Origin of the sequence: Streptomyces sp. NBC_01450, from assembly GCF_036227505.1 — a bacterium.
Lineage (GTDB): Bacteria > Actinomycetota > Actinomycetes > Streptomycetales > Streptomycetaceae > Streptomyces.
This window is the reverse complement of record NZ_CP109480.1, coordinates 9,362,793-9,389,166: the sequence shown is the minus strand read 5'-3', so window position 1 is coordinate 9,389,166 and position 26,374 is coordinate 9,362,793. Positions and strand designations below refer to the sequence as shown.

Genomic DNA, 26,374 nt, shown 5'->3' with positions numbered 1-26,374 from the left:
CGGTGGTCACTGGTGTGTGAAGCGCCGACGGTGTCCCGGCGTGCGCCGACCGCGTCTGCCGCCAGTCGGTGCCGCGGATGAGGCAGGTCAGTCCCGGGACCATCTCGGCGGTCGGTTCCGGGCGGCCTCGGCGGCGGCCGGAAATCGCGTCCCGTGAATACATGAGTCGCGCATCCATTTCATCGGTCATCGATCTGAGGCGCGCAAGGTCGTCGATCTCAGGCACACGAGGTGCCGGAATGCCTCGGGAAGGCCTCCGGGACGCCTCCGAAACCAAGAGGTCCGCTATCGCGGGGCGCGGAACGGGATACGGAAGACGGCGCGACGGTACGGGCCTGGAGGCATGGGGCGGCTCATCTCCGGCCGGACTGCATGTGCTCCGGCCTTGCCGTTCCCCGAGAGCGACGCCGAAACGGATGACGGCATGCGAGGTGCGCTCGGTAAGACCACCGTACTCCCCTCCGAACCCCGCAGCGTCCACCACTCGCGCCCCCCACCACCAAGCTGCGCAGGACGTCCGCACGTTCGCCGACAGGAACCCCGGCGTCGACAGTCAGGGGATCGCCGATGCGCGGAACGAACTGATGGACGCCGGGAACGCGGGAACGCCCCACGGGAGTATGGGAACTTGCCGCTGAGGAACTTGAGGAAACCTCCTCTCTTCCCTCCGTGACCAGGGTCCCTCCCGTACTCGGGAGGGACCTTGGCGTGAGGATGGAGTCATGGCTGACTCTTTCACTACGCGGACCATCAACGTGACGACCGGCTCTACGGAGACCGTGTACGACCTGACCGCCGCGTGCGGATCGTTTCTACGGGAAGTGGCCCCCGGCCGGGACGGCCTGCTCAACGTCTTCACGCCCCACGCGACGGCGGGCCTGGCCGTGATCGAGACCGGCGCGGGCAGTGATCACGACCTCCTGGCCGCCCTCCACCAACTCCTCCCGGCAGACGACCGCTGGCAGCACCGGCACGGCTCCCCAGGTCATGGCCGGGACCACGTACTCCCGGCCATCGTCCCGCCCCACGCGACGCTCCCCGTGATCGGTGGAGCGCTGGAGCTGGGAACCTGGCAATCCGTCGTCCTGGTGGACACGAACAGGGACAACCCCCGGCGTCAGGTCAGGTTGTCGTTCCTGGGGTGACCGCCTCCGGTGTGTCCGGGACGGGGGTGTCCGAGGACACGTCGGCCACCACGTCGGCCACCGTGGCCGTGTCCGCCTGGCCGATGGCCGTCGTGGCCGGTCGGCCGGAGGGAGCGGCCGGGGTGGGCCACGCCAGGGGTGACGGTCACGTCCAGGGGGCCGGATGGTTTCGTGCGTCCGTAGCCGGTCGGCCAGAGACCTGACCTGAATCGCCCGGCCTCTGATCACACCACACAGGCCCTAAGACTCAGGGCACTGGGGCATCACTCGGCACAGCGTGTCCAGGGCGCCTGCCCACGCGTTGTCCGAGGGTGCCGCGTAGCCCGCGACGGTGCCGCTCCTGCCGAACCGAAGACGGAACCGTGGCAGCGCCTCGTCCTTGTCCGTCAGGAGGTACTCCGGGACACGTTCGCCTCCGCCCCGAGCCGGGAACTGGCCGCCGCCGGCTCATCCCGCCGGACGTAGACGTCCGCCGGCCCTCCGGCCCGCACACCGGGTTCCACGCACGGGGTTCCGCACTCGACCGACGGTCCGCGCCCTGATACACGCGGTCCATTCCGCGAGACACCATTGACCGGGCATCGACCATCTGGCTACTTTCACCCGCATGTTGCGTTCAGCCATGCTCACCACGCGCGGTCACATCGACCTGCTGCGGGTGGCCTCCGCCGCGTGTCGCCGCGGCCGCTGAGCCCTTTCACTCCCCCGTTCCACCGCGCCCCCGCTCCGCCCCACCCGCACGTCCGGGCTCGCCCTGAGCTCCTGACGCGGCGGAGCCATGGCGTATCCCCCTCCGGTCGCTCTCCTCCCCGTGGAGCACTCATGAGCATCAGCCATGCCCCACCCGAGCTCGCCGCCATCGTCCCCCTCTCCACCCGCCGCACCCGTGTGCCCCGCTGGCTGCGCCGCACCTCCGGCCCGCTCCTGCTGCTCGCCCTGTGGCAACTCCTCAGCAGCACAGGGGTGTTGACCTCCGACATCCTCGCCTCACCGGGCACCATCGCACGGGTCGGCGGCAATCTGATCGCCGACGGCTCGCTGCCGAACGCGATGGGCGTCTCCTTGCAGCGTGTCGCGGTGGGGCTGTTGTTCGGAACCCTCGTCGGTACCGGACTCGCCCTCGTCTCCGGGCTCTTCCGTATCGGCGAGGACCTCGTGGACGCGAGCGTCCAGATGCTGCGGACCGTGCCCTTCGTGGGACTGATCCCGCTGTTCATCATCTGGTTCGGCATCGGCGAGGCCCCGAAGATCGCGATCATCACACTGGGCGTGTCCTTCCCCCTCTATCTGAACGTGTACGCCGGTATCCGCGGCGTCGATTCCCAGCTGATCGAGGCCGGCGAAGCGCTCGGACTCTCACGGTGGGGACTCGTCCGGCATGTCGTGCTGCCGGGCGCGCTGCCCGGGGCGATGACCGGGCTGCGCTACTCGCTCGGTATCGCCTGGCTCGCGCTCGTCTTCGCCGAGCAGATCAACGCGGACGCCGGGATCGGCTTCCTCATGGTGCAGGCCCGTGACTTCCTGCGGACCGATGTGATCGTGGTCTGCCTGATCGTCTACGCCTTCCTCGGTCTGCTCGCCGACTTCATCGTCCGCTCCCTCGAAAGGCTGCTGCTGCAATGGCGACCGACGTTCACGGGCCGGTGACCCTCCAGAAGGGCGCCATCGCCCAGCAGAAGGCCGAGGCCGACCGGCCACACCCGACCGCCCCGGCCTCCGCGGTACGGGTCCAGGGGCTGACCCGCTCCTTCGACGGGCGCGCCGTCATCGACGACCTCCAACTGGACGTACATCCAGGAGAGTTCGTGGCCCTGCTCGGCCGCAGCGGCTGCGGCAAGTCCACTCTGTTGCGCATCCTCGCCGGGCTCGACCGTGACATCGAGGGCACCGTGCTCGTCCCGCGGCGCAAGGCCGTCGCGTTCCAGGCGCCCCGGCTGATGCCGTGGAAGAAGGTGTGGCGCAACGTCCTGCTGGGGCTGCCCGGCAAGCCCGAACGCGCCGTCGCCGAGCAGGCGTTGACCGAGGTCGGACTCACCCACCGCTCGAACGCCTGGCCGAAGACGCTCTCCGGCGGTGAGGCCCAACGTGCCTCGCTGGCCAGAGCTTTGGTCCGCGAACCCGATCTGCTGCTGCTCGACGAACCGTTCGGCGCGCTGGACGCCCTCACGCGCATCAAGGCACAGCGGCTCGTCGGCGAGCTCTGGCAGCGCCGCGGCTGCGCCGTGCTCCTCGTCACGCACGACGTGGAGGAGGCCGTGCTGCTCGCCGACCGGGTCCTCGTCATGGACGGCGGCGTCATCGCGTACGAGACCCAGGTCGACCTGGACCGGCCGCGCGACATCGCCGACCCCCGCTTCGCCGAACTGCGTGCCGGTCTCCTGGAGCGCCTGGGCGTCGACACCACCGCCTGAACTCCCCCTCCCCACCCCTCAGTCGCCCTTCACCGTCACTTCACCTGAACCGATCGAACGGAATCGTCATGCGCCGACACCTCGTCCCCGCCGCCCTGCTCCTCCCGCTGACCCTGCTCCTGGCCGCCTGCGGCGGGAACTCGGCCGCCGACACCGCGGGGGCCGGTACCGACGGCAAGGGTTCCCTCACGCTCGACGTCGGTGACCAGAAAGGTGGTTCCGAGGCGGTGCTGCGGGCCGCCGGAGAACTCGAGAACCTCGACTACAAGATCAAGTGGTCGACGTTCACGTCCGGGCCACCGCTCCTGGAGGCCGTCAACGCCAAGGCCGTCGACATCGGCGGCGTCGGCAACACCCCGCCGGTCTTCGCGGCCGGCGCGGGCTCGAAGATCTCGGTCGTGGCCGCCTGGCACGGCACGTCCCAGGGCGAGGCCGTCCTCGTACCGAAGAACTCGTCGCTGCACAGGCCCGAGGACCTCAAGGGCAGGTCCATCGCCGTGGCGCAGGGTTCGTCCGCGCACTATCAGCTGATCGCCTCGCTCAAGAAGGCCGGTCTGAAGCTGAGCGACGTGAAGGTCAAGTATCTGCAGCCGGCCGACGCCCTCGCCGCGTTCACCGGCGGCAAGGTGGACGCGTGGGCGGTGTGGGACCCGTACACCTCACAGGTGCTCGAAGCTGGGCAGGGCCGGATCCTGACCGACGGTGACGGCGTCGTCAACGGGCTCAGCTTCCAGGTGGCGGCCCCGAGTGCGCTCAAGGACACCAAGAAGGCCGCGGCCGTCAAGGACTACCTGGATCGGCTGCGGCGTGCCCAGGACTGGGTGTACCAGCATCCGGACGCCTGGGCCAAAGTGTGGGCGAAGGACACCGGGCTGCCGTACGAGGTGGCGCTCGCCTCCGTGAAGCGCACCAACGCCAGCCGGATCGCGGTCGCCGTCGACAAGCCGCTCATCTCCTCGGAGCAGCGGATCGCGGACACCTTCACCGAGCTGAAACTGATCCCGGGCAAGGTCGACTTCGCCGCCTTCGTGGACACGCGTTTCAACGGCGGCCTGCCGCCCTCCACCACCACGCCCCGCGTCTACAAGGACTCCTGATGACCGTCCATCCGCACTGGTTCCTGCCGACCCGACGGGTCGGGCGTCGGGTGGATCACAGGCGTCGCGCTTCGGGAAGATCCCGCGCCCCGGCCGGGTTGGTGGAAGCGTGAACAACACCGGGGCGCAGGCGCGTGAAGTCCGCGAGGTCGATGTCGTCGTCATAGGCGCTGGGCAGGCTGGGCTGTCCAGCGCCTATCACCTGCGGCGGGGCGGTTTCGAGCCGGAGCGGGACTTCGTGGTGCTGGATCACGCACCGCGTCCGGGCGGCGCCTGGCAGTTCCGGTGGCCGTCGCTGACGTACGGCAAGGTGCACGGGATGCACTCCCTGCCCGGCATGGAACTGGAGGGTGCCGACCCGGCGCGGCCGTCCTCCGAGGTGATCGCGGAGTACTTCGACACCTACGAGCGCACCTTCGACCTGCGGGTGCGTCGGCCGGTGGACGTGCGGGCCGTGCGGGAGGGTTCCGGTGGGCGGCTGCTGGTCGAGTCCTCCGACGGCACGTGGTCGACGCGGGCGCTGATCAATGCCACGGGCACCTGGGACCGGCCGTTCTGGCCGCGCTATCCGGGCCAGGAGACCTTCCGGGGGCGGCAGTTGCACACGGCGCAGTACCCGGGGCCCGAGGAGTTCGCCGGGCAGCGGGTCGTCGTCGTGGGCGGCGGCGCGTCCGGCACCCAGCATCTGATGGAGATCGCCCCGTACGCGGCCTCGACCACCTGGGTGACACGGCGGCCGCCCGTCTTCCGTGAGGGGCCCTTCACCGAGGACGTCGGGCGCGCGGCCGTCGCGCTCGTGGAGGAACGGGTCCGACAGGGGCTGCCGCCCAAGAGCGTCGTGTCGGTGACGGGGCTGCCGCTGAACGACGCGATCCGGCAGGCTCTGGCCGACGGTGTGCTGGACCGGCAGCCGATGTTCGACCGGATCACCCCGGACGGCGTCGCATGGGCCGACGGCCGTCACGTCGACGCGGACGTCATCCTGTGGGCGACCGGCTTCCGAGCCGCCCTCGACCATCTGACACCGCTGCGGCTGCGTGAACCGGGCGGTGGCATCCGCGTCGAGGGGACGCGCACGCTCGCCGATCCCCGGATCCATCTGGTCGGGTACGGACCTTCCGCCAGCACCATCGGCGCCAACCGGGCCGGGCGCGCGGCGGTACGGGACATCAGGCGGCTGCTGGCGGGAGTGACCGTCGGCGCCTGATGCCCCGTGGCCGGCCCAGGAGACCTCGTGGGCCGGGTCCGGCATCGGCCATCCGGCTTCAGCGCGCGGCCGAGGCGGATGACGAGCCCGGGACCGCGGTCGAGGTGGAGTTCGAGGACGTGGTCGAGGGCGAGGCGCGCCTGCGGAGCAGGTTGAATTCGGCGACGTTCCTCTGATGTTCCTCGTAGCTGGCCGTGAACCGGGTGTCGCCCGGCTTGACCGTGACGAAGTACAGCCAGTCGCCCGGGGTGGGATTGATCGCGGCGCGCATCGCGTCCTCGCCGGGGTTGGCGATCGGTGTGGGCGGCAGCCCCATGCGCTGGTACGAGTTGTAGGGGCTCTCGAGCTTCGTGTCGTTCGTGGTCGTGCTCAGCGTGAAGCGGTTCAGCGCGTAGTTGAGCGTCGAGTCCATCTGCAGCGGCATGCCCCGCTCCAGGCGGTTGAAGATGACCCGCGCCACCTTGGCCATGTCGGGCTTGGTGGCGGCCTCGGACTGGATGATGCTCGCGATGGTGACCGCCTGATAGACGTTCATCGCGTTGCGCTGGGCGCCCGCCGTGACCGGGCTGCCGCGGAACTTCTTGTTCGCGGTGTTGACCATCTGTGCCAGCAGGGACTCGGGGGTCGCCGTCCTGTCGAGGCGGTACGTCGCCGGGTAGAGGTAGCCCTCGGGGTTGCCCTCCGCGTCGCTGGGCAACTTGAGGTTGGCCTTGGCCAGGGACTTCTTGGTGGATCCCAGGGGCAGTGCGAGAGCCTTGTCGACGGCGTCGTAGACCTGGCCGGTGCGCCAGCCCTCCGGGATGACGAGGGACGTGGGCCGCGTCTCCTCGCCCTCCATGGTCAGGGTGAGCAGCGGCACCGCCACGGCGGTGGCCGCCACGACGGCTCCGGTCGCGATGAGGGCGACCCGGCCCCGGCGCGTCAGTCGAATCGTGCTCCGTGGCGGAGTGTTCATCTGCATGCGGGCACGGTAACCCGCTCATGCTCATAAACCCGGCATATCGTCATCTTGTCGGCTCCAGTTGGGCGTCCCGGTGGACCAGTGCCGCATAGCGCCCCTCCCGCTCCAACAGCTCCTCGTGCGTGCCGCGTTCGACCGCGCGACCGGAGTCCAGGACGACGATCTGGTCGGCGCCACGGATGGTGGAGAGCCGGTGCGCGATGGTCAGCGTGGTCCGGTTGGCCGACAGGGCGTCGATGGCCTCCTGCACGGCGTGCTCCGTGCGGGTGTCCAGGGCGCTGGTCGCCTCGTCGAGGATGAGGACCGGCGGGTCCCGCAGGATCGTGCGGGCGATGGCGAGGCGCTGCTTCTCGCCGCCGGAGAACCGGTGGCCGCGTTCACCCACGACCGTGTCGTACCCGTCGGGCAGCGACGCGATGTGATCGTGGATCTGAGCCGCCCTGGCCGCCGCCTGCAGCTCCTCGTCGGTGGCGTCGGGCCTGGCGAAGCGCAGGTTGTCCGCGACCGAGGCGTGGAAGAGGTACGTCTCCTGGGACACGACGCCGATCGCGCGGGCGAGCGTGTCGAAGTCGAGGTCCCGTACGTCGACGCCGTCCAGCGTGACACGGCCGCCCGTGACGTCGTACAGCCGTGGCACCAGATAGCTGAGCGTGGACTTGCCGGAGCCGGTCGGACCGACGACGGCGAGACTGCCGCCCGCGGGGACGGTGATGTCGATGCCCTCGAGGATCGGGCCGCTCTTGTCGTCGTAGCGGAACTCGACGTCCTCGAAGCGGATCTCGCCCTTGACCTGGTCGAGGTGGACGGGGTGCTCCGGCTCGGTGATGTCGATGGGCAGGTCGAGGTACTCGAAGATGCGCTGGAAGAGCGCGAGCGAGGTCTGGATCTGCACGCCGGTGGACAGCAGGCTGACCGTCGGCCGGAACAGGCCCTGCTGGAGCGAGACGAAGGCGACGAGCGTGCCGATCGACACGGCCGGGCCGCCGAACTGGAGGGCCATGCCCGCTGCCCAGTAGATGACGGCCGGCATGGCGGCCATGACGATGCCGATCACGGACATGCGCCAGCGGCCCGCCATGTTCGACTTCACCTCGAGGTCGACCAGGCTGTCGGACTCGGCCTCGAACGCCTTGGTGAGCGAATCGCCGCGGCCCATGGTGCGGCCGAGCAGGATGCCGCTCACGGAGAGCGACTCGGTGACGGTGGCGGCCATCGTGGCCATCTGCTTCTGACGCTGGGTGGCTATCTTCTTGCGTTCGTTGCCGACGCGCCGGCTGATCCACACGAAGACCGGCAGCAGGAGCAGCGACACGATGGTGAGCCGCCAGTCCAGGGCGATCATCGCGATGATCGTGGCGACCACACTGGTGAGGTTGGAGACCAGTGAGGTGGCGGTGGACGTCACGGTCGCCTGCATGCCGCCGATGTCGTTGGCGATGCGGGACTGGACCTCGCCGGTGCGGGTCCGGGTGAAGAAGGCGAGCGACATGCGCTGCAGCCGGCCGTAGACGGCGGTGCGCAGGTCGTGCATGACGCGCTGACCGACGGTCGTGGAGATCAGGGTCTGCAGGACGCCGAAGATGCTGGTGACGACCGCACTGAGGATCATGCCCAGCGCGAGCAGGCTCAGCAGACCGGTGCGGCCCTGGGGGATCGCGACATCCAGGGTCTCCTTCAGCAGGAAGGGGGTCGCGACGGTGACGAGCGACGCGGCGCCGACGAGCAGGCCGACGATCGCCAGGCGGCCGCGGTAGGGCCGGAACAACTCGAGGATGCGACGCACCTGCCGTGGCTGTTCGTCCTCGGCGGGTGACGGGGTCCAGGTGGATCGGTCGGGACGCATGGGCTCCTACGGGAGGTGAGACGACGGTTACACAGCGCCAGGGAAAGGATGACTGGCGGAGCTTAGCTCATTGTTACCTATACTCACAATGAACCGCATCCTGATATTGTTCCCGCATGACCACCCCCGATGCCGACGGCCTGCTCGCCGAGCAGTTGCTGCGGCTGACCCGCCGTGTGCACCGCATCCAGAAGCGGCATCTGGAGCAGCGCGGGCTGGGCATCACCCCGGCCCAGTCACGGCTGCTGCGCACGCTCGCGCACTACAGCTCACCGCCGCGCATGGCCGATCTCGCCGAGCGCCTGGAGGTGGTACCCCGGGCCGTGACCACGCTGGTCGACGGCCTGGAGGCGAGCGGGAAGGTGCGCCGGGTCCCCGATCCCACCAACCGGCGGGTCATCCGGATCGAGGTCACGGACGACGGACGCACGGCACTGCGGGAGCTGCGCGGCGCACGCCGGTCGGCCGCGGAGGAGATCCTGGCGCCGTTGACGGACGAGCAGCGCGAGGTGCTCGGGGGGCTGCTGGACACGCTGGTGGACGGCATGCCGAGGCTCGAGCACCGCTGCTGAGGGGTCGCCGTCGGCGGACACGAGGCGCGGCGGACAACGTGACGGGCCGCGCGCTCCCACTCCGTACAGCTGGAGTGGGAGCGCGCGGCCCTTTTCCAAGCTCCAGGGCGGTGACCCGCCCCGGGGCTCCAGGTCGGTGACTCGCCCCTGGTCGGTCAACCGACCTCAGGGGCGGGCTCCTTGGCCGACCAGGCGGGGATTTCCGCCTTGGCCGACTCGGGCCCCGGTCCTTGCGTCGGAGACTCTTGCGTCCGCGGTTCGTCGTCCTCCTCCACGAACGCGATCTCGCCGTCCAGCATCTTCTTCGCCCGCTCCGTGTCGAGCGCGCCCTCCCAGCGGGACACCGCGAAGACGGCGACACAGTTGCCGAGCAGGTTGGTCGCGACGCGCATCGAGTCCATGATGCGGTCCACGCCCAGGAGAAGGGCGACCGCTCCGGCGGGAATGACCCCGAGCGAGGAGGCCGTCGCCGACAGGGCGAGGAAGGCGGAACCGGGCACGCCCGCCATGCCCTTGCTGGTCAGCATGAGCACCAGGACGACGGTGATCTGCTGACCCGGACTCAGATCCACCCCCACCGCCTGTGCGATGAACAACGTACCGATGGACAGGTAGATCGAGGCGCCGTCGAGATTGAAGGAGTAGCCAGTGGGCAGGACCAGGCCCACCGCGTCGTCGCGGCAGCCCGCCTGGCGCAGCTTCTGCATCATCCGGGGCATGACCGTCTCACTGGAAGCGGTACCGAGCGCGAGCAGCATCTCCTCGCGGGTATAGCGGACGAACTTCCAGAGGCTCAGCCCGGTGACCGCCTTCAGGGCGACGGCGAGCAGCGCGAGGAACAGCAGCGCGACCGCGTAGCACAGGACGATCAGCTTGCCGTACGTCTTGATGACGCCGAGCCCGTACTCCCCCACCAGGTGGACCATCGCGCCGAACACCGCGAGCGGGGCCAGCTTCATGATGAAGCCGACGATCGCGAAGACGACGTCCTGGACCTGTTCGATGGCGGGCAGCACCTGGGGCACCTTGGTGTTGCCGAGGTGGAGCAGCGCGGCACCCACCAGGCAGGCGAGGACGAGGACTTGGAGCAGGGAGTTCTCGGCGAAGGCCCCGACCGCGCTCTGCGGCAGCGCGTTCAGGATGAATTCGCCGGTCGACGGGAGCGAGCCGCCGCCGGTCTTGCCGTCGACGGCCGAGGCGTCGAGCTTCGAGGGGTCGGCATGCAGGCCCGAGCCCGGACCGACGACGTCGGCAGCGATCAGCCCGAGGAACAGCGCGGCGGTGGACGCGACCTCGAACCAGATCAGGGCCTTGAGTCCGATCCGGCCGAAGGCCTTCAGGTCACCGGCCTTGGCGATGCCGACGACCACCACACAGAACACGAGCGGTGAGATGACCGCCTTGATGAGTCGTACGAAACCGTCGCCGAGCGGCTGGAAGGTCGTGGCCGTGTCCGGCCACAGTCTTCCGACGACGACTCCGAGTACGAGCGCGCAGGCGACCTGCGCGAACAGTGAGGTACGCAGTATGCGTGCGACGCGTCGCGGGGACGGTACAGACGGCGGCACGGGCACTCCTCCGAGGGAACTTTTGGTATGCGGAAACTTCCTTCCGAAGCGATCACTATTGAGGAGTTGCCCATGCCGCCGGATACCTCTGTGTCACGTCCCTGTAAATCCTGGAACGGACATGCCGTTGGCCACCCAGGGCCCCCACTGGCTCAGCAGTCGCTGCGGTCCCGTGTCAGCACTCCCTGCACGGTGACCAGAACGCGGTCGTAACAGCCGTCCGAGCCGTGCAGCCGGTAGCGCTCGCTCGTCGTGCCGACCGCATGCCGTTGCTCGCGCGGCACGTTCGCGGTATACGTCGCGTCTCCCGCGTACGTGTCGTCGAGCCGGGACCACATGGCATGCCGGCCGCCGCGCGTCTCTTCGACCGCGGCCCGGTCGCCGAGCGTCAGAACGGTCCGCAACCGGTCGTCCGCGCCGAGCGTCGTGGTGCCGTCCATGGAGTACGTGCGGTGGGTGCGCGTCACGACGACCGGCCCGCGCCCGTCGACGGTGACCGTCTCGTCGTCGGTCCAGGTGGCTTTGAGCGCGTCCGTGTTCTCGCCGTCGGTCCAGCGGTGCGCGGAGGTGTTGGCGAGGGCGCGACGCACGGTGGTCCACACCCGGCCGTGCGAGGTGTCGACGTATCCGGCGGTCGTCAGGCGGTGTCCGCCCTCGGTGTCGAGACGTTCTTCCGAACCGGGCGTGTACGTCGAGGTGTTGGACAGGTCGCCCGCCTTGGCCTCGGTGAGCGCGCCGCTCACGTGCGCGCGCTTCGCGTCCTGCCACACGAGGACGTTGACCGGGGTGCTCCAGCCGGTCTGCCCCGCGGGGACGCCCACGACGGAGACGTCGATCCGGTGCGGACGACCGTCGTCGAGGAGGCCGGCGAAGGGCGTCAGGTCGTATTCGATCGGCTTGATGTCGAAGGCGCGCGGGCCCGGGATCACGTACCAGAGGAAGGGGTTGGACCAGCCGCCGGTCCACACGGTCGGGAACGGCTCGGCGATGCCCGCGAGTTGGCCGTCGACCTTGATCTGCACCTCCCGGTAAGGGCCGTTGTCCGCTTTGCAGGAGTACGGGGCGGGGTCGGGCACCGTCAGGTACCAGTACTCCTCGCAGCCGCCGCCGGAGCCGGTCGCGTACACCTCGGCGACGACGCGCTCGCTGTTGCGCGGGGTGGTGAGGGTGCCGTCCTGGAGGGTGAGGACACGGTCGGGGGTCGCGGCGGGCTTCACGGCGCCACCCTCGGCGTAGAAGGTCAGGGTCACCTTCACGTCGAGGACTCCCGTGTACGTGTCGTCGACGACGTTCCCGATGAGCATCTCGACGTCGCCGTCGCGCCGGAACGTGTCGCTGTACCTGGTCACGTCCTTCTCGACGGACCACTCGATGCCGTCGGGCGAGGGCTCCGGGGTGGAGGTGCGGAGGATCTCCACCCCGCCTATGTGCAGATATCCGAGCCGGTCGAACTGGCGTCCCTTGACCTTGCCGTCGAGTCGCAGGACGACCTTGCTCCAGCGGTCGCCGCAGCCGCTCGGCGGTGCGTACGTGCCCCGATACGGCGTGAAGTCACGAAACTGCGCCTCGGCCACCGTCACCGCACAGGACTTGGTGGGGGGTTTCGCCACCGGCGGGGCGGCGGTCAAGGGGTCGTGCCAGTCGGTGCCGAATTCGGCGGGCGCATCGATGGGCGTCCCGGCAGCCGGGCCCGCCCCCAGGAAGGTGCCTGCCGAGAGAATCACTCCGGCGAGCATGGACATGACGATCCGTCTTCTCATGTGCGGTGTTCTACGGGGGAGTCGGCCCGCCCCGCAATGGGCACTCGGGGACCGCACCTCATGGGGTGGCCCGGCCGGCCACAGTGACTACACCTTCAGATCGGCCTTGTCCCCCATCACGATGACAGGGTGCTGATTCGGGTCGAGCGTCCGCAGGAGATACTGCATGGCCGACTTGGGCACGCTGACGCACGCGGACGTACCGCTGCCGTGGTCCATGTGCAGCCAGATGCTTCCGCCCTTCGTCTCACCCAGGGGGCGGTCCGGGTTGTCGGGCGGGGTGCCCACCCTGCGGTTGTAGTTGATGGCGACGACGTAGTCGAAGTCGTGCCAGTGCGACCTGGCCCAGTCGCGGGGCGCCTGATAGGCCGTCGAGTGGTCGTACGGGAGCAGGGCGCCCGGGTCGTCGAGCACTCCGCCCGCGTCGGTGAGCGAGAACACCCCGACGGGGCTGCGCTTGTCGCCCTCGTGATGGTCGGTGGTCCAGCCCTTCACCCCGTTGTGCGCGCGCCAGGAACGCCGCACCTCCCAGGTGGAGCCGGACTTCGCGTACAGCACGACGGTGGAGTCGGCGGAGTCCCTGCCCTCGCCGTAGACCGCCACGACCTGGTGGGAGTCGGATGGGATCCGGGCCCGCAGACGGTCGCCGACATTCGGTATCCGGGTGAGGCCGACGGTGCGCGCGGGGGCGTGTCCGGCCTTGCCGCCGGCTCCGCCGTGCCCCTTCACCGCGCCGCTCCCGCCTTCCGAACCACCGCAGGCCGACAGGAACACGGCAAGGACACCGCACGCCACAGTGGTGAACCCCGTACGCCTCGCACCGTCTATTCGCATGCGGCCCATCGTTGCATCACGTATCGGACGAATAACCCCTACCCCCCGACTTCTCGGGCAGGCGTTGCCTTTCCGGGCACGCTCTCGATGGGTCGGAGGTGGTCCCAGCCCTGCCTCGGAGCCCCTGCCCGGAACTCGGGTCTCCCGAACTCGTATCCCGGTTCGCTGTCCTGAATCCATGTCCAGCGGTGAAAAATCGTTTGCTTCCGGTCGCGCCATGACGCGAACCTTTCACGGTTTGCTGCCGACCCCCGCGGTCGGCCGGTCGCCGGAACCCCACGGCTTCTCCCCGACCCCATTCCCTGACCCCACCCCTTACACGAGCCACTGGGACGTCATGCAGATTCAAGACCTTCCCTATCCCGACCCGGGTGTGCCGGACGCACGCTCGGGGCCCCGATTCCTGTGGTGGCTCGGCCGGAATCAGCTCGGCGGGCAGTTCAAGGCCCTCGCCTGGGGGCTGCTGCACTTCGTGGCCGTCTCCGGGCTGCCGTTCTGCGTCGGCCTCGCCGTCCAGGCCGTCGTCGACCGCTCCGGTACCCGACTCGCCCTGACCGGCGGGCTGCTGGTGCTGTGCGGTGCCTGCATCACGCTGGGCGACACCATGCTGCACCGGGCCGCGGTCACCAACTGGATCACCGCCGCCGCGCGCGTCCAACAGCTCCTTGCCCACAAGACCGCCCAGTTGGGCTCTGCCCTGACGCGGCGTGTCGCGGCCGGCGAGGTCGTCGCGGTCTCGACCGGCGACGTCGAGAAGATCGGCTGGTTCGTGGAGGCCCTGTCGCGGTTCGCGGCGGCCGCCCTGACCGTCGTGCTGGTCTGTGTCGGTCTGGTCGTCTACCAGCCCGCGCTCGGCGTACTCGTCGCGGTGGGCGTGCCCGTCCTGGCACTCGCCGTGCTGCCGCTGCTGCCCCGTGCCACCCGGCGCGCGGACTTCCAGCGCGAGAAGGCCGGACGCGCCACCGAGCTGGCCTCGGACACCGTCGCGGGCCTGCGCGTGCTGCGCGGCATCGGCGGCGAGGAACTGTTCCTCGACCGCTACCGCCGCGCCTCTCAGGAGGTCCGCCGCGCGGCCGTGCGCAGCGCCCGGATGTGGTCGCTGATCTCGGCCATCCAGGTGCTGTTGCCCGGCCTGCTGATGATCGCCGTCATCTGGCGCGGCGTTCACCTGGCCCACGACGGCCGGATCACGGTCGGCGAGCTCGTCACCGTGTACAGCGCGGTCATGCTGCTCACCTATCCCTTGCGGCACTTCGAAGAGATCGCGATGGCCTACTCCTTCTCCCGCCCGTCCGCCAAGCGCGCCGCCCGGGTGCTGTCCCTGGAACGTGCCATGGACAGCGGCGGATCGCGCTCGGCCGAGGTGCCGGACGGCGACCTGTACGACCCCGCGACCGGGCTGCTCGCGCCCGCCGGACGCCTCACCGCCGTGGTGTGCGGCGACCCGGACGCGGCGGGTGTGCTCGCCGCGCGGCTGGGTGGCCATCCCGCGGAGGAGGGCACCTCGGTGCTCCTCGGGGGCGTACCGCTCGACGAGCTGCCGCTCGACTCCGCCCGTACGGCCGTCCTCGTCCAGGACAAGGACCCGGTGCTGCTGTCCGGCTCGCTGCGCGAGCTGCTCGACGTGCCCTCCTCGGGTCTCGTCAGCGCCGAGGCCGCACTGACCGCCGCGCAGTGCGGCGACGTCCTGGACGCGCTCACCCAGGGTTCGCTGGACGCCGAGGATCCGATGGAGACCCGCATCACCGAACGCGGGCGCTCCCTGTCCGGCGGCCAGCGCCAGCGCCTGGCCCTGGCCCGGTCGCTGATCACGGACCCCGGGGTGCTGGTCCTGGACGAGCCGACCTCCGCCGTCGACTCGCACACCGAGGCCCGGATCGCCGACGGCGTGCGCGCCCTGCGCGCCGGGCGTACGACGGTCGTGTTCACCTCCTCGCCGCTGCTCCTGGACCACGCGGACCAAGTCGTTCTGCTGCACGAGGGCAAGGTCGCGGTGGTCGGCGTACACCGCGAGCTGGTGCGCGGTGAGCCGCGGTACCGGGCCGTGGTGACGCGGGAGACCGATGACGAGGCCGACCTGAGCGGCGTGCTGAAGGAACTGGAAGAAATCGAGGAGACCGCATGATCGGCCTGGCGCCACCGGCGTACGACCCGGCGGCCCCGACCACGGCGCACACCCTGCCCGTCGGTGCCCCCGCGACCGTACGCGCCTACGTGGCCGAACTCTTCCGACGGCACCACCGGGCCTTCCTGCTGCTCATAGCCGCCAACACGGTCGCCGTGGTGGCCTCGATGGCAGGCCCCTACCTGCTGGGCGCGATCGTCGAGCGCGTCTCGGACCACGCACGCGAGCTCCATCTGGAGCGCACCATCGCGCTGTTCGTCGTCGCGCTCGTCGTGCAGGCCGTGTTCGTACGCGAGGTACGGCTGCGCGGGGCCGTGCTCGGCGAGCGGATGCTGGCCGATCTGCGCGAGGACTTCCTCGTACGGTCGGTCGGGCTGCCGCCCGGCGTCCTGGAGCGGGCCGGCACGGGTGACCTGCTGTCCCGCATCACCACGGACATCGACCGGCTCGCCAACGCGATGCGCGAAGCCGTGCCGCAGCTCGCCATCGGCGTGGTGTGGGTGGCACTGCTGCTCGGCGGGCTCGCCGTGACCGCGCCGCCGCTCGCTCCCGCCGTGCTGGTCGCCGTGCCCGTCCTGCTGATCGGCTGCCGCTGGTACTTCAAGCGCGCACCGTCCGCCTACCGCTCCGAGGCCGCCGGTTACGCCGCCGTCGCCGCCGCCCTCGCCGAGACGGTCGACGCGGGCCGTACCGTCGAGGCGCACCGCCTGGGCGAGCGCCGTATCGAGCTGTCGGAGCGCCGGATCAAGGAGTGGACGGCCTGGGAGCGCTACACCCTCTGGCTGCGCACGGTGCTCTTCCCGGTCATCGGCGTCACCCACGTGGTGATCCTCTGCTCGGTCCTGATGATCGGCGGGGTCTTCGTCCTGCAGGGCTGGATCGGTGTGGGGCAGCTGACGACGGGCGCGCTGATCGCGCAGATGCTCGTCGACCCGGTGGGCCTGATCCTGCGCTGGTACGACGAGCTGCAGGTCGCCCAGGTGTCGCTGGGCCGACTGGTCGGCGTCCGGGACATCGAGCCGGACGCGGGCGACCCGGAGATGATCCCGGACGGGCGGGACGTGCGCGCGAACGAGGTGCGCTTCGGCTACCGGGCCGGAGTGGACGTACTGCGCGAGGTCTCCCTGGAGGTCGCCCCGGGCACCCGGCTCGCCCTGGTGGGACCGTCGGGCGCGGGCAAGTCCACGCTGGGCAGGCTGCTCGCCGGGATCTACGCGCCCCGGGAGGGCCGCGTCACGCTCGGGGGCGCCGAACTGTCCCGGATGCCCGCCGAGGCGGTCCGCTCCCACGTGGCCCTGGTCAACCAGGAGCACCACGTCTTCGTGGGCTCGCTGCGCGACAACCTGCTGCTCGCCCGGACGGGAGCGGCCGACGCCGAGCTGTGGGCGGCGCTCGGGGCGGTCGACGCGGACGGCTGGGCGCGGGCGCTGGACGACGGTCTGGACACCGAGGTCGGCTCGGGCGGGCTCGCGCTCACCCCGGCTCAGGCCCAGCAGATCGCCCTGGCCCGGTTGGTCCTCGCCGATCCGCACACCCTGGTCCTGGACGAGGCGACCTCGCTGCTCGACCCGCGTGCGGCCCGTCACCTGGAACGCTCGCTGGCCCGCGTCCTCGACGGCCGCACCGTGGTCGCCATAGCCCACCGGCTGCACACCGCTCACGACGCGGATGTCATCGCCGTCGTGGAGAACGGCCGGATCAGTGAGCTGGGCAGTCACGATCAGCTGGTCGCGGCGGACGGCGCCTACGCGGCGCTGTGGAGGTCCTGGCACGGGTGAGCAGGTCCTGGGACGGGTGAGGAAGCCCTGCCGGTGCGGTCCGCTCCTGGGTGTGGCGGCGGTCGCACCGGCGCCCGGGGCCTGCCTCCGTGGGCGGGCCGGTACCGCCTCGGACCGTGTGGCGTTGCGCAGTGGCGAACCGGAGTGGAAGGCTGGATATCGGCACCGGTTCGGGGAACGCCCGGGGACCACCCGGTTCGCGAAGGGCGATGCCTGTGCCGAGTGGCCCGCGCGCCCGCCGTCGAGCGCGGTGGGATCGGGCTCGCCCGCATCACCTGGAGGTACCCGTGAACAGCGTCGACGGATGGGGAGACGACGTCTACCAGCCCGACGGATCCGAGGTACAGGACGACGCGGGGCTGCTCGACTCCGAGGACACCCTGCTCTCCGACGGCGTCGGTGACCCGCTCGACCGGGGCTGGTCCCCGCCGGAGCGGCCGTGGGCGGTGGAGCACTCCGGGGTGACCGCCGCGGAACGCCGACAGGGCGAGACCCTGGACCAGCGCCTCGCGGAGGAGATGCCCGACGTCGCCGCGTCGGACGGGGACGGCATCGGCGACTGCCAGGGCACCGACGGCGAACCCTGGGACAACGAAGTGGGCGTCAGCCGCTCCGGTCGTCTCGTGGCCCCCAATGAAGGAGCGCACGAGGACGACGAGAGCGGGCTGATCGCCACCGACGTCGGCATCGACGGCGCCGCGGCCTCGGCCGAGGAGGCCGCGATGCACATCGTCGACGAGGAGAATCCGTCCGGCTGACCGGCCCCCGCCCCTCTCCCCCAAGGAGCACCCATGCAGCAGGACAAGCACCCCGACTACCACTGCGTCGTCTTCCGCGACCGCGCCGCCGGGTACGCCTTCCTGACCCGGTCCACCGCGACGAGCGACCAGACCATCGAGTGGGACGACGGCGAGACGTACCCGGTCGTGGACGTCGAGATCTCCTCGGAGAGCCACCCCTTCTACACGGGCAAGGCCCGGACCGTGGACTCGGAGGGCCGGATCGCACAGTTCGAGAGGCGGTACGGGGGTGCGGAGCAGGGAGCGGGCAAGGACAGGCCGGCGTGAGGGGCCGCAGCGCCGCCTCCCACGCCTGACCCACACCCGGCGTGCCCTCGCACCCGCTGCTTCCCGGCGTCCGGTCCGCTCACCGCTTCCAGCAGACGCATCAGGTCGTCACGGCCAAAGCCCAGCAGCGCAGCGCGATGAGCGGCCCTGCCGTGCTCCGGCCCACCACATATGGGGCCGGAGCACCGTGCCTCGGGTCTGTACGAGTGATCACGGCTGACGTGGGAGAGGCGGGAGCCTCCTCTCCCGGCGATTCCGGGGGCGGACCCCCGGCATCGTCCCGGCTCAGATGACGTTGAGCGCAGCCGCGCAGCCCACTCCGCCGAGCAGCATGAAGACCGGCATGAGCACCTTGAGCTCGACCCAGCTGCCGGCCCGGAAGCGCATGGCCTTGGGCGGGCCGATCGGGTACCAGCGCTTGCGGCCGAGCGGGATGGGCCACAGGATCGGGCAGCCGGACACCGTCAGCGCGTCCCCGATGTCGTGCACCAGGGCGCCCAGGACGATCGGCAGTCCGAGCCACAGGTACTCCTGGCCGGGTGCGGTGAACAGCCAGTCCGAGCCGTTGCCCGGCTTGTCCAGGACGCCGGCGAGTATCCAGGCGCTGGTCGCCGCCAGCAGCCAGACCAGCACGTCGCTGCTGGAGCCGCGGGCGGCCCGCCACAGCAGGCCCTCGATCGCGAGCACCATGTGCACGAAGAGAATGGCCAGGACCGCCCAGCGGCCACCGGTGATCGCCAGGACCGCGGTCCCGGCGCCGATCGTCACCGCCCACAGCCAGGTGTGCGTCAGCGTGCGGTGGCCGCCGGAGCGCCGCGGGTCGCCCGGCTTGCGAGTCGACTTGTAGACGGCGTACGAGAGCTTGTCGACGATCTCGCACAGGGTCCGTGAGACGGGCCCGAAGGCCCGCGAGATCGTCGCCGCCTTGTGGTCCAGGTCGGGGGCGAGCGCGGCACCCGCGCAGATCAGGGCGCCGACGAGGAGGACCGGCCAGGGCATCGTGTGACCGGCGGCGGCCGCCGCCGCTCCGACGCCGAGCCAGGCCGCGGCTCCCGAGAGTGAGTGTGCTGGTCCCATCATGACCGTTCCCCGCCCCATTCTTCTTTCGCCGCTGTCCAGTTGCCCGCATACGCTGACGCTTCGTCGGCGCCACAGCGTAACGGTCGTGATCTTCGGACGAGCATCCGATTCCCCCATCGAGCGGGTTGACAGGCAAGATGGGGGCGTGACCCTTATCGATCAGCTGCCACAGACCGCAGATCCCGACGCCCTCTACGAAGCCTTCGAGTCGTGGGCCGGGGAACGCGGTCTCACGCTCTACCCCCATCAGGAGGAGGCGCTGATCGAGGTGGTCTCGGGTGCGAACGTGATCGTCTCGACGCCCACCGGCTCGGGCAAGAGCATGATCGCCGCGGGCGCCCACTTCGCGGCGCTCGCCCGTGACGAGGTCACCTTCTACACGGCGCCGATCAAGGCATTGGTCTCGGAGAAGTTCTTCGAGCTGTGCAAGATCTTCGGCACCGAGAACGTCGGCATGCTGACCGGCGACGCCTCCGTGAACTCCGACGCCCCCATCATCTGCTGCACCGCCGAGGTGCTGGCGTCCATCGCGCTGCGGGACGGCAAGCACGCCGACGTCGGCCAGGTGGTCATGGACGAGTTCCACTTCTACGCCGAGGCCGACCGCGGCTGGGCGTGGCAGATCCCGATCCTGGAACTGCCGCAGGCTCAGTTCATCCTGATGTCGGCGACGCTCGGCGATGTCTCGATGTTCGAGAAGGACCTCACCCGGCGCACCGGACGGCCCACGTCGGTGGTCCGCTCGGCGACCCGGCCCGTGCCGCTCTCCTACGAATACGTGCTGACCCCGCTGACGGAGACGCTCACCGAGCTGCTCGCGACCAAGCAGGCTCCCGTCTACATCGTCCACTTCACCCAGGCGCAGGCCGTGGAGCGGGCGCAGGCGCTGATGAGCATCAACATGTGCACGCGCGAGGAGAAGGACCAGATCGCCGAGCTGATCGGCAACTTCCGTTTCACCACCAAGTTCGGCCGCAACCTCTCCCGGTACGTACGCCACGGCATCGGCGTGCACCACGCGGGCATGCTGCCCAAGTACCGACGGCTGGTGGAGAAGCTGGCCCAGGCCGGTCTGCTGAAGGTCATCTGTGGCACGGACACCCTCGGTGTCGGGGTCAACGTCCCGATCCGCACCGTGCTGTTCACGGCACTGACGAAGTACGACGGCAACCGGGTGCGCACGCTCCGTGCCCGCGAGTTCCACCAGATCGCCGGCCGTGCCGGGCGCGCCGGATTCGACACGGCGGGCTTCGTGGTGGCGCAGGCGCCCGAGCACGTCATCGAGAACGAGAAGGCGCTCGCCAAGGCGGGCGACGACCCGAAGAAGCGCCGCAAGGTGGTCCGCAAGAAGGCTCCCGAGGGCTTCGTCGGCTGGACGGACAGCACTTTCGAGAAGCTCATCGCCTCCGATCCCGAGCCGCTCACCTCCCGCTTCCGGGTCACCCACACCATGCTCCTGGCGGTGATCGCCCGGCCGGGGAACGCCTTCGAGGCGATGCGGCATCTGCTGGAGGACAACCACGAGCCGCGCAAGCAGCAGCTGCGGCACATCCGGCGGGCGATCGCGATCTACCGCTCGCTCCTCGACGGCGGCATCGTCGAGAAGCTCGACGAGCCGGACGCCACGGGCCGCATCGTGCGCCTCACCGTGGATCTGCAGCAGGACTTCGCGCTCAACCAGCCGCTGTCGACCTTCGCGCTCGCCGCGTTCGAGCTGTTGGACCCCGAGTCCCCCTCCTACGCCCTGGACATGGTGTCCGTCGTGGAGTCCACGCTGGACGACCCGCGGCAGATCCTCGCGGCCCAGCAGAACAAGGCGCGCGGCGAGGCCGTGGCCGCGATGAAGTCGGACGGCGTCGAGTACGAGGAGCGCATGGAGCGGCTCCAGGACGTGTCGTACCCCAAGCCGCTGGAGGAGCTGCTCTTCCATGCCTACAACACCTACCGCAAGAGTCACCCGTGGGTCGGTGACCATCCGCTGTCGCCGAAGTCCGTCATCCGTGACATGTACGAACGGGCCATGTCCTTCACGGAGCTCGTCTCCCACTACGAGCTCGCCCGTACTGAGGGCATTGTCCTGCGCTACCTGGCGAGTGCCTACAAGGCGCTTGAACACACCGTCCCGGACGACCTCAAGTCCGAGGACCTGGAGGATCTGATCGCCTGGCTGGGCGAGCTGGTGCGCCAGGTCGACTCCAGCCTCCTCGACGAGTGGGAGCAGCTCGCCAACCCCGAGGAGATGACGGCCGAGGAGGCCCAGGAGAGGGCCGACCAGGTCAAGCCGGTCACGTCGAACGCCCGCGCCTTCCGCGTCCTCGTCCGCAACGCGATGTTCCGCCGTGTCGAACTCGCCGCGCTCGACAACGTCGACGAGCTCGGCGAGATGGACGGCGAGTCCGGCTGGGACGCCGACGCCTGGGGCGAGGCGATGGACAAGTACTGGGACGAGTACGAGGACCTCGGCACAGGCCCCGACGCCCGTGGCCCCAAGCTGCTGTCGATCGTGGAAGAGCCGCAGAACAGTCTGTGGCGCGTCCGTCAGACCTTCGCCGACCCGAACGGTGACCACGACTGGGGCATCAGCGCGGAGGTCGACCTCGTCGCCTCCGACGCGGAGGGTCGCGCGGTCGTCAAGGTCACCGACGTCGGCCAGTTGTGAGCACAGGAGAATCCCACACATGACCAACCCAGCCGAGAGGCTCGTCGACCTGCTCGACCTGGAGCAGATAGAGGTCAACATCTTCCGTGGCCGCAGCCCGGACGAGTCACTGCAGCGGGTGTTCGGCGGCCAGGTGGCGGGCCAGGCCCTGGTGGCCGCCGGGCGCACCACCGAGGGCGACCGGCCGGTGCACTCACTGCACGCGTACTTCCTGCGCCCGGGCCGGCCAGGCGTGCCGATCGTGTACCAGGTCGAACGGGTCAGGGACGGACGGTCGTTCACCACGCGTCGGGTCACCGCCGTGCAGCAGGGCCGCACGATCTTCAATCTGACCGCCTCCTTTCACAAGTCCGAGGAAGGGAGCTTCGAGCACCAGCTGCCGCCGGCCCGCGAGATCCCGCACCCGGAGTCGCTGCCGACGGTCTCGCAGGAGATCACCGAGCATCTGGGCGCGCTTCCCGAGTCGCTGGAGCGCATGGCTCGCCGCCAGCCGTTCGACATCCGGTATGTGGACGGACTGCGCTGGACCCCGGAGGAGATCAAGGACGCGGAGCCGCGCAGTGCGGTGTGGATGCGTGCCGTGGGGCCGCTGGGCGACGACCCGCTCGTGCACACCTGTGCCCTCACCTACGCGAGCGACATGACTCTCCTGGACGCCGTCCGCATCCCGGTGGAGCCGCTGTGGGGTCCGCGCGGCTACGACATGGCCTCGCTCGACCATGCGATGTGGTTCCACCGGCCCTTTCGCGCGGACGAGTGGTTCCTTTACGACCAGGAGTCGCCGATCGCGACGGGCGGTCGCGGGCTGGCCCGCGGGCGCATCTACGACCTGGAGGGACGTCTGCTCGTCTCGGTCGTCCAGGAGGGGCTTTTCCGGGCGCTGTGAGAAAGGCTCCGACCGTCCCGGGAAGGAACTGTCCCGGGAAGGGACCGTCCTAGGCAGGATTCGTCCTGGGAAGGACTCGTCAGGGAACTGCCGGCAGGAGTTCCCCGTCAGGGGTTTCTGCGGCGCAGCCACCCGAGCAGCGTCCGTTGCCGCTCGGGTGGCTGCACGCCCGGGGCCCGGTCGTCGAGGGCGGCTTCCCGCGGTCGCGGGGCCGCCGGAGCCGCTGCGGCCAAGGGGGACACCAGCGTCAGCGAGGCCTTCGGGGTCGGGCGGGGTGCGGGGCGGGACGCTCGGGCTTCGACAAGTGCCTGGCCCAAGTCGGCACGGAGCCAGCTGATCTCGTCGGGATCCTCGGCCGTCACGATGCGCGAGACGAGCTGCGCGGCGGGAGTGTCCGGCGCGGCGCCGTGGGAGGCCCGCTCGGGCCGGAAGCGGTTCAGATACGCCCGCTCGTACGGGTCCCTGACGATCTCGGCCACCTGAACGGGGTCGAGCAGGGACGCCACGACCGCGGCCCGCGCCCAGGGATCCTCGGTCTGCCGCAGCAGGAATCCCATGTGCCGGCCCCGCCAGTTGCGGGGCCGGAGGTCCAGGCCGGCTTCCAGCTGGTCTCGGAGTCCCTCGGGTGTACGGCCCTTCAGCAGCGGAGTGTTCTGCTCGTCCGCCCCGAACTGGCGCAGTTCTTCCGCCAGGTACAGCCAGACCACAGCCCTGTAGCGGTTCAAGTAGAACTTCACGGGCACCACCAGACCCAGGCGTGCGCAGCGCGTGAACCTGCCGGTCGTCACGCCCATGAGCGCGGCGCCCTCCGTGGTGCCGACGGCCTTGACTCGCTCCCGCAGTGCCTCGGGGAAACCGTCCTCGGAGCGCACCCGCTCGATCTCAGCGCGGGTGACGCGGCGTCCACCTCCGCCCTCGTCGGGAACGGTGCGGACGCGTCCGAGGTGCAGGGCGAGGTCGAACTCGCCGCTCCTGAGCTCCAGTTCCCGCGCGGCGCGTCCGAGCGACGACGTGGCGGACCGCGGGACGGTGGACTGCGTAATGGTGTTGCCGGACATGACGGTTCTCCCCCGTGGAGTGAGGTGCTCGCGCCGTCGGGCGCTTGCTTCGAGAAAAACCGTAGCCGGTTCGGCGGATCTCGTGGCAAGCCTGTGGATAACTCCGACCGCTGCCACGTACCCGCAGGTCAGAGATCTATGGAAGACGGGCGTTCCGGTTGGCGCACGTCCACGCCGAGGTGTTCGCCGACACGGTTCACGAGCAGTGTCATCTCGTAGGCGACCTGGCCGATGTCGGCCTCCGCGGCGCTGAGGACACACAGACAACTGCCCGCGCCCGCCGCCGTGACGAAGAGCACCGCGTCGTCGAACTCGATCATCGTCTGGCGCACCCGACCGGCGCCGAAGTACCGACCGGAGCCCTTCGCCAGACTGTGCAGGCCCGACGAGACAGCCGCGAGATGCTCGGAGTCCTCACGTCGAAGTCCCGTGCTCGCGCCGGTCACCAACCCGTCGTTGGACAGCACCAATGCGTGCCGCACGTGTTCGACACGCTGGGTCAGGTCGTCGAGCAGCCAGCCGAGCCCCGTGTTCTGCGCCATGCTCCCTCTCCCCGTGATGCTTTCCCCCTGGCTGGAGGATCCGAACAGCCAGCCTTCCCCACGGCCGCCCTCCGGGCAAGCAGGATGAGGGCATGGCACAGAAGATGACCGATGAGCAATGGCGGGCCTTCGTCTCACAGGGCACCCGCACCGGAAAGCTGTCGACGGTCCGCGCCGACGGAAGTCCGCACGTGGCACCGATCTGGTTCCTGCTGGACGGCGACCACGTGCTCTTCAACACCGCGAAGGAGAGTGTGAAGGGACGCAATCTGGCCCGCGACGGGCGAGCGGCCCTGTGTGTGGACGACGACCGGCCGCCGTTCGACTTCGTGGTCCTGGAGGGTCGTACCGAGTTGTCGGAGGATCTGGACGAGCTGCGTCACTGGGCGGCTCGGATCGGCGCACGCTACATGGGTGAGGATCGGGCCGAGGAGTTGGGGAAGCGCAACGGCGTCCCGGGTGAACTCCTCGTACGCATGAGGATCGAGAAGGTCGTGGCCTTGGCCTCGATGGCGGACTAGTAGACTGTCGCAGCTAATTCCTGGGATAGAGGTGGCGCAGTTTGATGCGTGCGTCGTGGGTGGTGAACTGCCAGTCCACCTGACGTTGGTCGGTGTTGGTGGCGTTCTGCCAGGCTGAGAGTTCGGTGTTGAGGGTGTCGAGGTCGCCGATCCGGCGGTCGAGACATTGCCTGGTCAGCGCGGAGAGTTCGATCTCGGCGATGTTGAGCCATGACCCGTGCTTGGGCGTGTGGTGGATCTCGAGGCGCTGAGCCAGGGCGAAGGCCTCTTCTGGTTCGAATGCCTCGTACAGTGAGGCGATGCCGTGGGTGTTGAGGTTGTCCATCACCAGCACAACCGTCTCGGCATCGGGGTAGTCCACGCTCAGCAGCTGCCTGACCTGGCCGGCCCAGTCGATCCGGGTCCTCTGGGACAGTGCCTGAACTCGACGCCACCCGCGCAGGGGTTCGACCCATACGAAGATCGAGCACGTGCCGCAGCGGATGTACTCGCTGTCCTGGCAGGCGTCGTGACCTGGGCGGGCCGGGAGCGGGTCGCGGACATGGCCGAGGAGCTGGTAGGGCTTCTCGTCCATGCACACGACCGGACGTGCCGGGTCATAGGGCCGGGCATAGACGGCCAGTACGTCTTCCATCCGGGCCGCGAACTCCGCGTTCGCCCGTGGTGGGATGGTCCAGCACTTCTTCAGGTGAGGACGCAGTTCCGTTTTTTTAAGACCCGGCCGATGGTGGAATGGTCCAGATCGGGGATGTCCTCGACCAGTGCGACGTGCTTCTCCAGCAGCCGCAGCGACCACCGGGTATAGCCCTGGGGTGGCTGTGAGCACGCCATCGCGATCAGCCGGGCTTCGACCTCACCGGTCACCGGTGAGGGCACCGGCGGGAGGTCGCGCTTCTTCCGCGCGATGGTGGCGTGAACATCGCCACCGGTTTCGGTGAAACGCTTGGCGACCAGCCGCAACGTCTCACCGGAGACGCCGAGCCGGGCCGCGATCACCTCCTGCGAGCCGATCCCGCCTGCAGAGGTGTCGAGTGCGAGCAGCACCCTCGCCCGCCTGATTACCGAGGCCGGATGAACCCCCGTCGTGGTCACCCGGACCAACTCCTCGCGGTCCTGCGCGGTCAGCACCACCGGCCTCTTCTTCTGCGAACCCATCGCACCAGTCCTGTCCGGCAGAGCGGGAGAGGAATCTGCCAGACGCAAGCCTCTCAATCAAACAGCCCATACCTAAGCAGCGACACGCTACTAGGTCCCTCCCTC

Annotated in this window: 24 protein-coding genes; 14 read left to right on the top strand and 10 right to left on the bottom strand. The window is 69.7% G+C overall.

Translation table 11 applies throughout. From position 1 onward, the window contains the following. Window positions 1–722: 722 nt before the first annotated feature. The 6 genes from OG568_RS41870 to OG568_RS41850 all read left to right on the top strand — a co-directional run bounded on the left by OG568_RS41870 (window position 723) and on the right by OG568_RS41850 (window position 5,860). Window positions 723–1,145, top strand: coding sequence for a YjbQ family protein (locus OG568_RS41870; protein WP_329535283.1), 423 nt, complete (start codon window positions 723–725; stop codon window positions 1,143–1,145). Between the two features lie 607 nt (window positions 1,146–1,752). Then, entirely contained in the window at window positions 1,753–1,836 is an 84-nt protein-coding gene (locus OG568_RS61550) for a putative leader peptide (protein ID WP_353961884.1), read from the top strand. A gap of 131 nt (window positions 1,837–1,967) precedes the next feature. Beyond that, window positions 1,968–2,792 (top strand): ABC transporter permease, encoded by an 825-nt coding sequence (locus tag OG568_RS41865; RefSeq protein WP_329535282.1) that lies wholly within the window; start codon window positions 1,968–1,970, stop codon window positions 2,790–2,792. Beyond that, on the top strand, window positions 2,765–3,556 hold the full coding sequence (locus OG568_RS41860) for an ABC transporter ATP-binding protein (RefSeq protein ID WP_329535281.1): 792 nt from the start codon (window positions 2,765–2,767) through the stop codon (window positions 3,554–3,556). The genes OG568_RS41865 and OG568_RS41860 overlap by 28 nt, the downstream gene beginning before the upstream one ends. Before the next feature lie 68 nt (window positions 3,557–3,624). After that, complete coding sequence (locus tag OG568_RS41855) at window positions 3,625–4,653, top strand: ABC transporter substrate-binding protein (RefSeq protein ID WP_329535280.1); 1,029 nt, start codon at window positions 3,625–3,627, stop codon at window positions 4,651–4,653. 109 nt (window positions 4,654–4,762) lie between these two features. Beyond that, complete coding sequence (locus OG568_RS41850; protein WP_329535279.1) at window positions 4,763–5,860, top strand: NAD(P)-binding domain-containing protein; 1,098 nt, start codon at window positions 4,763–4,765, stop codon at window positions 5,858–5,860. Between the two features lie 58 nt (window positions 5,861–5,918). Here the strand turns inward: OG568_RS41850 and mltG are convergent, their stop codons facing one another. Together mltG and OG568_RS41840 are read right to left on the bottom strand one after the other, a co-directional pair. Continuing rightward, window positions 5,919–6,821, bottom strand: a complete 903-nt coding sequence (mltG, locus tag OG568_RS41845) for an endolytic transglycosylase MltG (RefSeq protein ID WP_329535278.1) — start codon at window positions 6,819–6,821, stop codon at window positions 5,919–5,921. 43 nt (window positions 6,822–6,864) lie between these two features. Continuing rightward, window positions 6,865–8,664: an ABC transporter ATP-binding protein gene (locus OG568_RS41840; protein ID WP_329535277.1), complete on the bottom strand. Its 1,800-nt coding sequence runs from the start codon at window positions 8,662–8,664 to the stop codon at window positions 6,865–6,867. Between the two features lie 116 nt (window positions 8,665–8,780). On the opposite strand from OG568_RS41840, the gene OG568_RS41835 reads away from it, so the two are divergent. Beyond that, window positions 8,781–9,236: a MarR family winged helix-turn-helix transcriptional regulator gene (locus tag OG568_RS41835; protein ID WP_266417316.1), complete on the top strand. Its 456-nt coding sequence runs from the start codon at window positions 8,781–8,783 to the stop codon at window positions 9,234–9,236. 155 nt (window positions 9,237–9,391) lie between these two features. On the opposite strand, the gene OG568_RS41830 is transcribed toward OG568_RS41835, so the two are convergent. The 3 genes from OG568_RS41830 to OG568_RS41820 all read right to left on the bottom strand — a co-directional run bounded on the left by OG568_RS41830 (window position 9,392) and on the right by OG568_RS41820 (window position 13,398). After that, a complete protein-coding gene (locus OG568_RS41830; protein ID WP_329535276.1) occupies window positions 9,392–10,804 on the bottom strand; it encodes a cation:dicarboxylate symporter family transporter in 1,413 nt (470 codons plus the stop codon). A 152-nt stretch (window positions 10,805–10,956) separates the two neighbouring features. Beyond that, the gene (locus OG568_RS41825; RefSeq protein WP_329535275.1) at window positions 10,957–12,564 is read right to left on the bottom strand and encodes a peptide-N4-asparagine amidase; all 1,608 of its coding nucleotides are present in this window, start codon (window positions 12,562–12,564) and stop codon (window positions 10,957–10,959) included. A gap of 87 nt (window positions 12,565–12,651) precedes the next feature. Further along, complete coding sequence (locus OG568_RS41820) at window positions 12,652–13,398, bottom strand: hypothetical protein (RefSeq protein ID WP_329535274.1); 747 nt, start codon at window positions 13,396–13,398, stop codon at window positions 12,652–12,654. Between the two features lie 337 nt (window positions 13,399–13,735). Between OG568_RS41820 and OG568_RS41815 the strand changes: the two genes are divergently transcribed. The 4 genes from OG568_RS41815 (at window position 13,736) to OG568_RS41800 (ending at window position 18,368) form a co-directional block, all read left to right on the top strand. Beyond that, window positions 13,736–15,523 carry an ABC transporter ATP-binding protein gene (locus tag OG568_RS41815; RefSeq protein ID WP_329535273.1) on the top strand — a complete coding sequence of 596 codons (1,788 nt, stop codon included), beginning with the start codon at window positions 13,736–13,738 and terminating at the stop codon, window positions 15,521–15,523. Next, window positions 15,520–17,301 (top strand): ABC transporter ATP-binding protein, encoded by a 1,782-nt coding sequence (locus OG568_RS41810; protein WP_329535272.1) that lies wholly within the window; start codon window positions 15,520–15,522, stop codon window positions 17,299–17,301. The genes OG568_RS41815 and OG568_RS41810 overlap by 4 nt, the downstream gene beginning before the upstream one ends. Before the next feature lie 287 nt (window positions 17,302–17,588). Next, window positions 17,589–18,059: a DUF5709 domain-containing protein gene (locus OG568_RS41805; protein WP_266417306.1), complete on the top strand. Its 471-nt coding sequence runs from the start codon at window positions 17,589–17,591 to the stop codon at window positions 18,057–18,059. Between the two features lie 33 nt (window positions 18,060–18,092). Continuing rightward, window positions 18,093–18,368, top strand: coding sequence for a type B 50S ribosomal protein L31 (locus tag OG568_RS41800; protein ID WP_329535271.1), 276 nt, complete (start codon window positions 18,093–18,095; stop codon window positions 18,366–18,368). Between the two features lie 285 nt (window positions 18,369–18,653). Here OG568_RS41800 and OG568_RS41795 read toward each other — a convergent pair whose 3' ends face one another. After that, window positions 18,654–19,448: a metal-dependent hydrolase gene (locus OG568_RS41795; protein ID WP_266417295.1), complete on the bottom strand. Its 795-nt coding sequence runs from the start codon at window positions 19,446–19,448 to the stop codon at window positions 18,654–18,656. A gap of 145 nt (window positions 19,449–19,593) precedes the next feature. Here OG568_RS41795 and OG568_RS41790 point away from each other — a divergent pair, with 145 nt between their 5' ends. Both OG568_RS41790 and OG568_RS41785 read left to right on the top strand, forming a co-directional pair. Further along, a complete protein-coding gene (locus tag OG568_RS41790) occupies window positions 19,594–22,107 on the top strand; it encodes a DEAD/DEAH box helicase (protein ID WP_329535270.1) in 2,514 nt (837 codons plus the stop codon). A gap of 19 nt (window positions 22,108–22,126) precedes the next feature. Then, window positions 22,127–22,993 carry an acyl-CoA thioesterase gene (locus OG568_RS41785; protein ID WP_266417292.1) on the top strand — a complete coding sequence of 289 codons (867 nt, stop codon included), beginning with the start codon at window positions 22,127–22,129 and terminating at the stop codon, window positions 22,991–22,993. A 107-nt stretch (window positions 22,994–23,100) separates the two neighbouring features. Here OG568_RS41785 and OG568_RS41780 read toward each other — a convergent pair whose 3' ends face one another. Both OG568_RS41780 and OG568_RS41775 read right to left on the bottom strand, forming a co-directional pair. Next, window positions 23,101–24,051, bottom strand: a complete 951-nt coding sequence (locus OG568_RS41780) for a DUF6397 family protein (protein ID WP_329535269.1) — start codon at window positions 24,049–24,051, stop codon at window positions 23,101–23,103. Between the two features lie 128 nt (window positions 24,052–24,179). Continuing rightward, a complete protein-coding gene (locus tag OG568_RS41775; protein WP_266417289.1) occupies window positions 24,180–24,593 on the bottom strand; it encodes a roadblock/LC7 domain-containing protein in 414 nt (137 codons plus the stop codon). A gap of 92 nt (window positions 24,594–24,685) precedes the next feature. On the opposite strand from OG568_RS41775, the gene OG568_RS41770 reads away from it, so the two are divergent. Further along, window positions 24,686–25,114 (top strand): PPOX class F420-dependent oxidoreductase, encoded by a 429-nt coding sequence (locus OG568_RS41770; RefSeq protein ID WP_266417288.1) that lies wholly within the window; start codon window positions 24,686–24,688, stop codon window positions 25,112–25,114. Between the two features lie 13 nt (window positions 25,115–25,127). On the opposite strand, the gene OG568_RS41765 is transcribed toward OG568_RS41770, so the two are convergent. Further along, window positions 25,128–25,910: an IS630 family transposase gene (locus OG568_RS41765; protein WP_266624874.1), complete on the bottom strand. Its 783-nt coding sequence runs from the start codon at window positions 25,908–25,910 to the stop codon at window positions 25,128–25,130. Then, window positions 25,799–26,269, bottom strand: coding sequence for a helix-turn-helix domain-containing protein (locus OG568_RS41760; protein ID WP_266624875.1), 471 nt, complete (start codon window positions 26,267–26,269; stop codon window positions 25,799–25,801). Before OG568_RS41760 ends, OG568_RS41765 begins: the two co-directional genes overlap by 112 nt. Window positions 26,270–26,374 lie beyond the last annotated feature (105 nt).